The sequence below is a fragment of the Streptomyces sp. NPDC057486 genome (assembly GCF_042802415.1).
Classification (GTDB): Bacteria; Actinomycetota; Actinomycetes; order Streptomycetales; family Streptomycetaceae; genus Streptomyces; species Streptomyces yanii.
Genome location: NZ_JBHVEE010000031.1, coordinates 73,016 through 83,321, shown reverse-complemented (window position 1 = coordinate 83,321; position 10,306 = coordinate 73,016). Strand labels below are relative to the sequence as shown.

Annotated in this window: 11 protein-coding genes and 1 pseudogene; 3 read left to right on the top strand and 9 right to left on the bottom strand. The window is 70.7% G+C overall.

Going from position 1 to position 10,306, the window contains the following annotated elements; translation table 11 throughout:
* Positions 1 to 38: 38 nt before the first annotated feature.
* A complete protein-coding gene (locus ACFU6I_RS17220) occupies positions 39 to 383 on the bottom strand; it encodes a hypothetical protein (protein WP_384366926.1) in 345 nt (114 codons plus the stop codon).
* A 201-nt stretch (positions 384 to 584) separates the two neighbouring features.
* Here ACFU6I_RS17220 and ACFU6I_RS17215 point away from each other — a divergent pair, with 201 nt between their 5' ends.
* A complete protein-coding gene (locus ACFU6I_RS17215) occupies positions 585 to 1,295 on the top strand; it encodes a lysophospholipid acyltransferase family protein (RefSeq protein ID WP_384366923.1) in 711 nt (236 codons plus the stop codon).
* A gap of 65 nt (positions 1,296 to 1,360) precedes the next feature.
* Positions 1,361 to 2,410 carry an NAD-dependent epimerase/dehydratase family protein gene (locus ACFU6I_RS17210; RefSeq protein ID WP_384366920.1) on the top strand — a complete coding sequence of 350 codons (1,050 nt, stop codon included), beginning with the start codon at positions 1,361 to 1,363 and terminating at the stop codon, positions 2,408 to 2,410.
* Between the two features lie 66 nt (positions 2,411 to 2,476).
* Here ACFU6I_RS17210 and ACFU6I_RS17205 read toward each other — a convergent pair whose 3' ends face one another.
* From ACFU6I_RS17205 to ACFU6I_RS17175, 7 genes are all read right to left on the bottom strand, one after another.
* Positions 2,477 to 4,054, bottom strand: coding sequence for an alpha/beta hydrolase (locus ACFU6I_RS17205; protein ID WP_384366917.1), 1,578 nt, complete (start codon positions 4,052 to 4,054; stop codon positions 2,477 to 2,479).
* A gap of 168 nt (positions 4,055 to 4,222) precedes the next feature.
* Entirely contained in the window at positions 4,223 to 4,987 is a 765-nt protein-coding gene (locus tag ACFU6I_RS17200; RefSeq protein ID WP_384366914.1) for an urease accessory protein UreD, read from the bottom strand.
* Positions 4,984 to 5,661: an urease accessory protein UreG gene (gene ureG, locus ACFU6I_RS17195; RefSeq protein WP_384366911.1), complete on the bottom strand. Its 678-nt coding sequence runs from the start codon at positions 5,659 to 5,661 to the stop codon at positions 4,984 to 4,986. Before ureG ends, ACFU6I_RS17200 begins: the two co-directional genes overlap by 4 nt.
* Before the next feature lie 37 nt (positions 5,662 to 5,698).
* Positions 5,699 to 6,361, bottom strand: a complete 663-nt coding sequence (locus ACFU6I_RS17190; protein ID WP_384366908.1) for an urease accessory protein UreF — start codon at positions 6,359 to 6,361, stop codon at positions 5,699 to 5,701.
* 13 nt (positions 6,362 to 6,374) lie between these two features.
* A complete protein-coding gene (locus tag ACFU6I_RS17185; RefSeq protein WP_384366905.1) occupies positions 6,375 to 8,096 on the bottom strand; it encodes an urease subunit alpha in 1,722 nt (573 codons plus the stop codon).
* Positions 8,089 to 8,400, bottom strand: a complete 312-nt coding sequence (locus ACFU6I_RS17180) for an urease subunit beta (RefSeq protein ID WP_384366901.1) — start codon at positions 8,398 to 8,400, stop codon at positions 8,089 to 8,091. The genes ACFU6I_RS17185 and ACFU6I_RS17180 overlap by 8 nt, the downstream gene beginning before the upstream one ends.
* A gap of 12 nt (positions 8,401 to 8,412) precedes the next feature.
* Positions 8,413 to 8,715 (bottom strand): urease subunit gamma, encoded by a 303-nt coding sequence (locus ACFU6I_RS17175; protein WP_266990894.1) that lies wholly within the window; start codon positions 8,713 to 8,715, stop codon positions 8,413 to 8,415.
* A gap of 601 nt (positions 8,716 to 9,316) precedes the next feature.
* Here ACFU6I_RS17175 and ACFU6I_RS17170 point away from each other — a divergent pair.
* Positions 9,317 to 9,847, top strand: a pseudogene (locus ACFU6I_RS17170) (ABC transporter permease); the annotation flags it as partial.
* 141 nt (positions 9,848 to 9,988) lie between these two features.
* On the opposite strand, the gene ACFU6I_RS17165 reads toward ACFU6I_RS17170, so the two are convergent.
* On the bottom strand, positions 9,989 to 10,273 hold the full coding sequence (locus ACFU6I_RS17165; RefSeq protein ID WP_327247675.1) for a type II toxin-antitoxin system Phd/YefM family antitoxin: 285 nt from the start codon (positions 10,271 to 10,273) through the stop codon (positions 9,989 to 9,991).
* Between the last annotated feature and the right edge of the window lie 33 nt (positions 10,274 to 10,306).

Below are 10,306 nucleotides of genomic sequence, written 5' to 3'. Positions count from 1 at the left end.
GCCCGGACGGGCCCTGGGCCACCCGACGACCGAGAGGTTCAGCGGCCGATCGGGACTTCGGCCGGCACGTTCACTCCGTTCACCCACCGCGTCGTGGCGTTCGCGCAGCGCACCGCGCAGGCCGCCCCCTCGAAGCGGGGGTCGGGCAGGGCGAGTCCGATCCGGTATGTGCCCTGGGCGCCGCGAGCCACTTCCAGCGTGGCGCGCACGGTCGACGGCACCGGTTCCGCATGGTCGTCGGTGGTCTCGGCCCGCCCCTTGGGCAGCCAGGTGCGCCAGTCCGCGCCGGTCTCGGCGGAGGCGACGATCCGTCCGTCGGCGCCCAGCGCCACGTTCCGAACGGGGCGGGGATGCTCGGCCGCGGCGAACCGTCGGTTCACCACGTCGGCTTCCCAGCCATCGACGGAGTTGCGGCGAGGCTTGCACTTTCCGGTCGGTCCGAATCCGGCAGGCGGTGGACGCGGGTCCGACCGGCGATGGTTACACAGGACGACACCTGCACTTACACTGACCGCCCCGAACCATCCACTGACCTGGCAGAACACGGCCCCGGGGCGGGTCGGGCGGAGCGAGGAGCCAATCCGGTGTTCTACTACGTGCTCAAATACGTCATTCTGGGGCCATTGCTGCGCCTGCTGTTCCGGCCCAGGATCGAGGGACTGGAGCACATCCCGGAGGACGGTGCGGCCATCGTCGCCGGCAACCATCTGTCGTTCTCCGACCATTTCCTGATGCCCGCGATCATCAAACGGCGCATCACCTTCCTCGCCAAGGCGGAGTACTTCACCGGCCCGGGTCTGAAGGGGAGGCTGACTGCCGCGTTCTTCCGGAGCGCCGGGCAGATTCCGGTGGACCGGTCCGGGAAGGACGCGGGACAGGCTGCGATCCGTGAAGGGCTCGGGGTGCTGAGCAAGGGCGAGCTGCTCGGGATCTACCCGGAGGGCACCCGCTCGCACGACGGCCGGCTCTACAAGGGCAAGGTCGGTGTCGCGGTGATGGCGCTCAAGGCGCGGGTGCCCGTCGTGCCGTGCGCGATGGTCGGTACGTTCGAGATCCAGCCTCCCGGCAGGGTCGTGCCGCGCATCAAACAGGTCACCATCCGCTTCGGTGAGCCGCTGGACTTCTCCCGCTTCGCCGGCATGGAGGACCAGAAGGCGGCGATCAGGGCGGTCACCGACGAGATCATGTACGCGATCCTCGGGCTCTCCGGTCAGGAGTACGTCGACGAGTACGCGGCCAAGGTGAAGGCCGAACAGGCCGAGCAGGCGAAGAAGTTCCCGAAACGGCGACGCTGACGGCGAATCCGCGAGGGGCGAACTCCCATGGTCCGACGGGCCGGCCGCCGCCTAGCGTGCAGCTCATGAGCAAGGGACACGCATGGGTTCTCGGAGCAACGGGACAGATCGGGCGGGTGGCCGTGCGGGCACTCGCCGAGGACGGCTGGAAGGTGACGGCGGCCTCGCGCGCGGGCGGCCGGGACGAGCGATGGGCCGATGAGGTACGGGCCGTCGCCCTCGACCGCGACGAGCAGGGGGCACTTGCCGCGGCGCTGGGCGACGGGTGCGACGTGCTGGTCGACATGGTGGCGTACGGCGAGCAGCACGCCCGGCAACTGACCGGGCTCGCCGACCGGATCGGTTCGGCCGTCGTCATCTCCAGCGGCGCGGTGTACGAGGACGACCGCGGTCGCAGTTTCGACACGCAGGGCGAGCCCGACGGCGCGCCGCAGTACCCGATGCCGATCCCGGAGACGCAGGCCACGGTGGCACCCGGCGCTGCCACGTACGGGACCCGGAAGATCCGGCTGGAGCGGGATCTGCTGGCGGCGGGTGACGCCCTGCCGGTGACGCTGTTGCGGGCCGGTGCGATCCATGGCCCGTACTGCCGCTCCCCGCGCGAACTGTACTTCGTGAAACGGCTCCTGGACGGCCGCAGGCGCCGGGTGCTCGCGCACAACGGTGCGAGCCGGTTCCATCCGGTCCATGTGTCCAACATCGCCGAGCTGATCAGGCTCGCCGCCCTGCGGCCCGGATCGCGGGTGCTCAACGCGGGCGATCCGACGGCGCCCACGGTCGCGGAGATCGCGTCGGCGATCGACGGGGTGCTGGGTCTGGAGGCGGAGACGGTGCTGGTGGACGGACCGCCTCCCGCGGGGCACGTGGGCGAGACGCCGTGGAGCAGCGCCCATCCCATCGTGTACGACATGACGGCCGCCGAGAAGGAACTCGGCTACCGGCCGGTCACCGGCTATGCGGAGTCGCTGCCGGAGACCGTGGAGTGGCTCGCCGCGCGGCTGGACGGACGGGACTGGCGGGACGCCTTCCCGGCGATGCTGCGGGCGTACGGCGAGGTCCTCTTCGACTACTCGGCGGAGGACGCCTGGCTGGAGCGGTACGACCGGGGGGTGTGAACGGTCCTCGTACGGCAGGACGGGCGGCCGGTGGTTCTCCGGCCGCCCGTCCCGTCACTCAGTCGCCTACGGCTTCGGCGTGGCGTGCGGGGTGCACGTCACGTCCTGCCCGTCGGTCTGCCCGGTGAGCAGGTAGGTGTCCACCCGCTCGTTGATGCAGGGGTTGACCAGGCCCGTGACGCCGTGCGAACCGGCGTCCTTCTCGGTGATCAGACGCGAACCCTTGAACCGCTTGTGCAGCTCGACGGCGCCCTCGTACGGGGTGGCGGCGTCACGCGTGGACTGCACGATCAGCACCGGCGGCAGACCCTTGCCGGTCTTGACCTCCAGCGGGGTCTGCTGCTTGGCCGACCAGGTCGCACAGGGCAGGTTCATCCAGGCGTTCGCCCAGGTCATGAACGGGTAGTCCTTGTGCAGCCGGGTGTTGTCGCGGTCCCACTTCTGCCAGTTGGTGGGCCACTTGGCGTCCGCACACTCGACGGCCGTATACACGGCGTTGCCGTTCTCGGAGGAGGCGTTCCCCGCGAGGTCCGACATGTCGGGGCCCGCGGCGTCGACCAGCGCCTGGGTGTCGCCGGCCCGGTAGTTGCTCCAGGTCCGGGCGACGAGCGCCCAGGTGGAGTCGTAGTACGGCGCGTTCTGGAAGAAGCCGATGAGCTCGGCGGGTCCGACGACCCCACCGATCGGGTTCTTCTTGGCCGAGGCACGCAGCTTCAGCCACTCCTGCTCCACCTGGGCAGGGGTGGTGCCGATGTGGAAGGCCGCGTCGTTCTGGGCGACCCATGCCTTCCAGTCGTCCCAGCGCTTCTGGAAGGCGATGTCCTGGTTGAGGTTGGCCTCGTACCAGATGTTGTCCTTCGCCGGATTGACCACGCTGTCGACAATCATGCGCCGGATGTGGTCCGGGAACAGCGTGCCGTAGACCGCCCCGAGGTAGGTGCCGTAGGAGACGCCCAGGAAGTTGAGCTTCTTCTCACCGAGCGCGGCGCGGATGACATCCAGGTCACGTGCGGTGTTCGGCGTGGTCATGTGCGGCAGCATGTCGCCGCTGCGTTCGGCACAGCCGTCCGCGTACTCGGCGGCGAGCTTGCGCTGGGCACGCTTGTCGGCCTCGCTGTCGGGTACCGGGTCGGCCTTCGGGGCCTTCACGAACTCCTGCGGGTCGACGCAGGAGATCGGCGCCGAGTGACCGACACCGCGGGGGTCGAAGCCGACGAAGTCGTACGCCTTCGCTGCCTTCGTCCACAGCGGGTTCTTATTGGTGATCCGGGTGGGGAAACGCAGCCCGGAACCACCGGGGCCGCCCGGGTTGTAGAGCAGCGCACCCTGCCGCTCCTCCTTCGTACCGGTACTGACGTGCCGGTCGACCGCGAGCTTGATCTGCTTGCCGTCGGGCTTGGCGTAGTCGAGCGGTACGGTCACCCAGCCGCACTGGATGGGCGTGGCCAGGGCCCAGTCGGCCGGGCAGTCCTTCCAGTCGATGCCGGCGTGGGCCGCCCGTGCGGCGGCGACCTGAACGCCGCGCGCCTCCGAACCGCTGTGGTGGCGGCCGTCGGCTGTGGCCGTCGGTGCGGTTATCGCGCCGACCATGAGCGTGCCCGCGATCAGAGTGCCGGCCGAGCCGAGCACTGCTGTGCGTCTCAAGTGGAACCTCCCCCATTGTCTGAAGCGCCGCAGAAGGCGACGCAGTTCACATCGGGTCCTCCCGCGGATCCTGTCGCCTGTGGGGTTCCTGGGAACAGGCTGTACACGCACTTCTTTACCGAATCGATAACCGGAGATCCGTGTCCCGCTGAGCGGTGCTCACCCTCGTCAGGCGTCCGGCAGCTCACCCAGGGCGCCGTCCAGGACGGTACGCAGCAGTCGAGCATCGGGGGCCACCGCGGTCACCAGCACCGCGGGGCCGGCGAGACGGGTGAGTACGGCGGTCGGCCCCAGCAGCCGGGTCTCGGGGCTTTTGTCCTCGAATCCCGGGTCCACGACCAGGAGTTGACCGACCGCGCGATGGCCGCCGAGTACGGCCCCGCCGTCCCAGCCGCCGGGCGCCCCGGGACCGTACGCCACCTCCTGGTCGAGCAGCGGACGACCGGCGCGGTGGACGGTGAGGCGGGCGCCGAGGGTACCGGTGGACTCGCCGTGCCGACCGAGGACCTGCTCCTCACGCAGCACCAGTCGTGCCGTGGCGGCGAGTTCGACGCGGGTGGTCATGTGCAGCTCGCTGCCGGACGCGGAAATGAGCTGCTCCGGCAGCCAGTTGAGCACTGCCCGCTCCCCCACGGTCAACGCGAGGTCGTACGAGGCGGGTTGGGGTATCCGACCGGGTCCTGGCAGCGCGACGGTGGCCGCGGCGGAGTCCACCGTGAGCCGGGCGCCCTCCTCGACTCGCGCAGTGATGGAGAGCCGGTCGCCGCCCAGCGGTGCGCTCATCGCGCCGACGACGGTGACGCGGGCGTACGGGGTGGTGGTGGCCCTGGTCCGGCGCAGGGCGAGCGGCCCGTCGCTCTCCAGCACGGGAAGGGCCGTGGCGCCGCGGCCGTCGAGGACGGCGGTGATCCGGGCGGCCGCCTGGACGCTCATGCGGTCCAGGCGGCGAGCTGTGCGCGCACCCAGGCCGCCACGGGTCCGACCCCTTCGCCGGAGGTGAGAGAGGTGAAGGCCACGGGCAGTGCGCCGCGCTGCCGTGCGGCATCGTGGGCCATCCGGTCCAGATCGGAGCCGACGTACGGGGCGAGGTCGGTCTTGTTGATCACGAGGAGGTCGGAGGTGGTGACGCCGGGGCCGCCCTTGCGCGGGATGTCGTCGCCGCCCGCCACGTCGATGACGAAGATCTGGGCGTCGACGAGGCCCTTGGAGAAGGTGGCGGTGAGATTGTCGCCGCCCGACTCGACGAGGATCAGATCGAGAGGTCCGACGCGGTCCTCCAGGTCCTCGACGGCTTCGAGGTTGGCGGAGATGTCGTCACGGATGGCGGTGTGCGGGCAGGCACCGGTCTCGACGGCCTGGATGCGCTCGGGCGGGAGCACGGCGTTGCGAAGCAGGAACTCGGCGTCCTCGCGGGTGTAGATGTCGTTGGTGACGACGGCGATGGACAGCTGGTCACGCAGTACGCGGCAGAGTGCGGCGACCGTCGCCGTCTTGCCGGATCCGACCGGCCCGCCGAGCCCGATGCGCAGGGCGCGACGGGTGCCGTCCGGGCGTGCGGCATCGGCGCTCAGCGCGGCCGGGCCGTCGTGGGAGTGGTCGAGATGCATGGGGTGCGGCTCCTGATGGGGTGTGGTGCGTGTGGTTCTACGAGGCGAACAGGCGGACCGGCCAAGCGGCGTGGGACTCCGCGGTGATGTCGAGCAGCGGCGCCGATGCCGCGGGCAGCGCGTCGATGCCGCTCCGTGCCGCGGCGGCGGCCTGTTCGGCGACCCGGTCGAGTTCGGGTGCCAGGCGGGCGAGGACAGCGGTGGCCTCGAAGGGGTTCAGGGAGAGCAGCCGGACCACCGCGGTGGCCGGTCCGCTGACCGTCTCGTACGCCACGCAGTGCGCCGCGTCCTCGGGCCCGAGCCCCGCCGCACGTGCGGTGAGGCCGAGCACCACGGGCTGGTGGGCGCCGCGCGGACGGGCCTGTGCCAGCGCGGCGAGTTCGGGGCTGGGCCAGGTGGCGCGGGCGGCCCGCATCAGCTGGCGGCCGAGCTTGCGCGCGACCGCCCGCAGGGCGGGCGACGGGGTGCGCGCGTCGGCGGCCTCGTCGAGGGCGAGCGGGTCGAGGCCGTGGGCGGCCGCCGCGGCGATTGCCGCGGAGGTGAGTCCGGTGGTGTGCAGGCGGCCCCGGCAGAAGGCGGCCAGGTCCTCGGCGTTACGGATGCGTCCCGCCTCGACAGCCGGTTCGGCGCCACCCGAGTGGGCGTGGCCACCGGCGGGGAACCGGCCGTCGGCGAGGACCAGCAGAGCTGCGCGGCTCATCACATGCCCTGTCTCAGAAGAGGAAATAGCGTTGGGCCATGGGGAGTTCGGCGGCGGGCGAGGGTTCGACCGGCTCGCCGTCGATGGTCACGGCGAAGCTGTCCGGGTCGACATGGACATGCGGCACGGCATCGTTCTCCCGCATGTCCGCCTTGGTCACGCCACGGGTACTGGTGATCGGTACGAACCTCTTGCCGAGTCCGAGGCGTTCGGGCAGCCCGTCCTCGATGGCCGCGCTCGCGACGAAGTTGAACGAGTTCGCGGCGGGCGCGCGGCCGAGTGCGCCGAACATGGGCCTGGGCATGACCGGCTGCGGGGTGGGGATGGATGCGTTGGCGTCGCCCATCTGCGCGTACGCGATCTGTCCGCCCTTGATGACGGTCTGAGGTTTGACGCCGAAGAACGCCGGCTCCCAGAGCACCAGGTCGGCGAGTTTGCCGGTCTCGACGGAGCCGATCTCCTGGTCGAGGCCCTGAGCGACAGCCGGATTGATGGTGTATTTGGCGACATAGCGACGGACCCGGTGGTTGTCGGCCCGACCGTCGCCGGGCAGCGGGCCACGGCGCTTCTTCATCACATGGGCGGTCTGCCAGGTGCGCAGGACGACCTCGCCCACGCGGCCCATCGCCTGGGCGTCGGAGGAAATGATCGAGATCGCCCCGAGGTCGTGGAGGATGTCCTCGGCCGCGATGGTGGACGGCCGGATCCGCGATTCGGCGAACGCCAGGTCCTCCGGCACGGCGGGGTTGAGATGGTGGCAGACCATCAGCATGTCGAGGTGTTCCTCGATGGTGTTGACGGTGTGCGGCCGGGTCGGATTGGTGGAGCTCGGCAGGACGTACGGCTCGGAGACCACAGTGATGATGTCCGGGGCATGCCCGCCGCCGGCGCCTTCGGTGTGGTACGCGTGAATGGAGCGCCCGGCGATCGCGGCGAGGGTGTCGGCGACGAATCCGGCCTCATTGAGGGTGTCCGTGTGGATGGCGAGCTGCGCGCCGCTCTCCTCGCACACCTTCAGGCAGGCGTCGATGACGGCCGGAGTGGCCCCCCAGTCCTCATGGATCTTGAATCCGAGTGCGCCGCCGCGCAGTTGAGCCCACATGGCGTCGCCGGACATGGTGTTGCCCTTGCCGAGCAGCCCGATGTTGACGGGGTGGGTCTCCAGCGACTCGAACATCCGGGCCAGGTGCCAGGCGCCCGGAGTGACCGTGGTCGCCTTCGTGCCCTCGGCCGGTCCGGTGCCGCCGCCGACGAGCGTGGTGACACCGGCGGAGAGCGCCTGGTCGACGATGGTCGGCGAGATGAAGTGGACATGGGCATCGATGGCGCCGGCCGTCACGAACTTGCCGTTGCCGGCGATGATTTCGGTTTCGGGACCGATGACGAGGTCGGGGTGGACCCCGTCCATCGTGTCCGGGTTGCCGGCCTTGCCGATCCCGGTGATCCGGCCGTCGCGGATGCCGATGTCCGCCTTGACGATGCCCCAGTGGTCGATGATGACGGCGCCGGTGATGACGGTGTCGGGGGCTCCTTCGGCGCGGGTGGTGCGCGCCTGGCCCATCGACTCGCGGATCACCTTGCCGCCGCCGAACACCGCTTCGTCGCCCGCGAGTCCGGGACCGCCGGAACGGTCCTCCTCGACCTCGACGAGCAGATCGGTGTCGGCGAGCCGGATGCGGTCGCCGGTGGTGGGCCCGAACAGATCCGCGTACACGGCACGGTTGAGCTCAGCCATCGAGTACACCTCCGGTTTCGCCGCGCAGGCCCGGGACGATGCGCCGTCCGGCGAGGGGCACGAGTTCGATGTCGACGGGGATGCCGGGCTCGAAGCGGACAGCGGTTCCGGCGGCGATGTTCAGCCGCAGACCGTGCGCGGCCGAACGGTCGAAGTCCAGACCCGGGTTGGCCTCGGCGAAGTGGTAGTGAGAGCCGACCTGGACGGGCCGGTCGGCGGCGTTGAGGACGGTGAGGCGGGTGACGGCTCGGCCCACGTTGAGCGGCACGGGCCCGTCCGCGTACAGGATCTCTCCGGGTATCACAGCGGCGCCCCGTCAGACGATCGGGTCATGGACGGTGACGAGCTTGGTGCCGTCCGGGAAGGTGGCCTCGACCTGGACGTCGTGGACCATCTCGGGGATCCCGTCCATGACGTCGTCGCGGGTGAGCACCTTCCGCCCGGACGCCATCAGCTCCGCGACCGTACGGCCGTCGCGGGCACCCTCCAGCAGATGCGCAGTGATCAGCGCGACCGCCTCGGGGTGGTTGAGTCGCAGTCCACGTGCCCGGCGCTTCTCCGCCACATCGGCAGCCACATGAATGAGCAGTCGTTCCTGCTCATGCGGGGTCAGTTGCAACGCGTCCACCTCACAGTCTTTCGCCCGGTCCGGTTCTGGGCGCAGCGAGACACTAACCGCGCTCAACAGAATGTTGAACGCGGAACCGCTGTCTCACGGCGAGGTATTGCAGGTTAGGGCGCAAGTTTTTCCGGCGCGTTAACTGATCTTTTGCAGATCCATGGACATCGGCCCGCGCAGGCCGTCCTCCAGCACCTCGGGCGCGGCGTCCCCGAACATCGCCAGTTGCAATGAGCCCCTGGGCGGTGGCGATCAGTGTGCGGGCCACGTCGTCGGACGGCACATCGGCGGCGAGCATACCGGTGTCGCGGTACACCTCGACCGGCTCCGACCGGGCCGGCCGCAGACCGCCGTACGCCTCGCTGAGCATGGCGGCCGACCTCGCTGCGCAGCGTCTCGGACCACACCTGCACGATCAGCCCTGCGTAGGCCTGCCGGCCCGTTCCCCGGTCGTCGCCGCAGAACAGCGTGCGCGTCACCCGGCCGATCAGTACATCGGGTTGGGTGGCGGGCCGACCCGGGCAGCCTCCTCGAACGCCCGCCGGACACCGCCGACCGCCTCCCCGGGGATGGCCACGATCAGATCGTCCTTGCCGGCCCCATGCCCGCCACGCCGAACCGCCGCACGGTGGCGGTCGTCCTCCTGATCCCGGTCGTGGTGACCATCGCACTCCGGGCCTTCGTCCGGCCCGCCGCCCTGATCGCGCCGCGCCACCTGCCCGTCCGCACCGCGGGCTCCGCACCCGCCGCCGACCGGCTCCAGCAACAGTTCGCGCGGCACGGCGACGCCTTCGGGGTGCACCGTTACGGCGGCGAGGCCGCGGCCCGTACCGCCGTCGAAAACCGGGTCGTATACGGCGCGGTCGTGATCGCGCCCGAGGGCCCGCACCTGCTGACCGCGTCCGCGGCGAGCCCGGTGGTCGCCCAGTTGCTGCGCGACGCCGTCACCGCACAGGCCCCGACGGGCAGTCAGATGCCGGTCACGGATGTCGTGGCCGGGCCCGCCCGGGATCCGCGCGGCAGCGCGCTCGGCGCGAGCGGATCACTGCTGCGGTCGGTCGGCTTCTTCGACGGCGCCGCCGCACTGCCCCTCACCGTCCGGGTGGCCCTGGGACCGACCGCCGTTCTCGCCGGAGGCCGACGCCGAACACCGGCGGCGATCCCGGCACCCGGCACGCCGGAGCCGGCCCTGGTGGGCCGAGTCCCACCGTCGCAGCCGCCGTGCACCCCGGCGTAGCGGACGGGGGTGCACGGCTTTTGCGTGCGGAGGCGGTCAGTTGCCCCCGTCGCGCTGCCCCCGGTGTTCCGCCGCGATGCCGAAGCGCCGCCGTTCGCCCGGAGCGGACACCGCGGGGCCGATCGAGGAGACCGAGCTGATCACCTGCTCCTCCGCGACAGCCGCGTCGTTCTCCAGTCGCTCCAGGTCAGCGGCCGAGACGAGCGCCACGAGCGGCTTTCCGTGCCGCGTCACCACGACCCGCTCGCCGCCGTAGACGACGCGGTTGATCAGTTCGGCGAGTTCAGCTCGCGCTTGCGTCACCGGAATCTCGTAGGCCATAGTCCCCATCATAACCTTCTGTACGTCCTGTAC

Coding starts and splice junctions, on each gene's coding strand:
- ACFU6I_RS17210 (WP_384366920.1), top strand. CDS start 1,361: ATGAGCAAGGGACACGCATGGGTTCTCGGAGCAACGGGACAGATCGGG.
- ACFU6I_RS17200 (WP_384366914.1), bottom strand. CDS start 4,987: ATGAGCGTCCAGGCGGCCGCCCGGATCACCGCCGTCCTCGACGGCCGC.
- ureG (WP_384366911.1), bottom strand. CDS start 5,661: ATGCATCTCGACCACTCCCACGACGGCCCGGCCGCGCTGAGCGCCGAT.
- ACFU6I_RS17190 (WP_384366908.1), bottom strand. CDS start 6,361: ATGAGCCGCGCAGCTCTGCTGGTCCTCGCCGACGGCCGGTTCCCCGCC.
- ACFU6I_RS17185 (WP_384366905.1), bottom strand. CDS start 8,096: ATGGCTGAGCTCAACCGTGCCGTGTACGCGGATCTGTTCGGGCCCACC.
- ACFU6I_RS17165 (WP_327247675.1), bottom strand. CDS start 10,273: ATGGCCTACGAGATTCCGGTGACGCAAGCGCGAGCTGAACTCGCCGAA.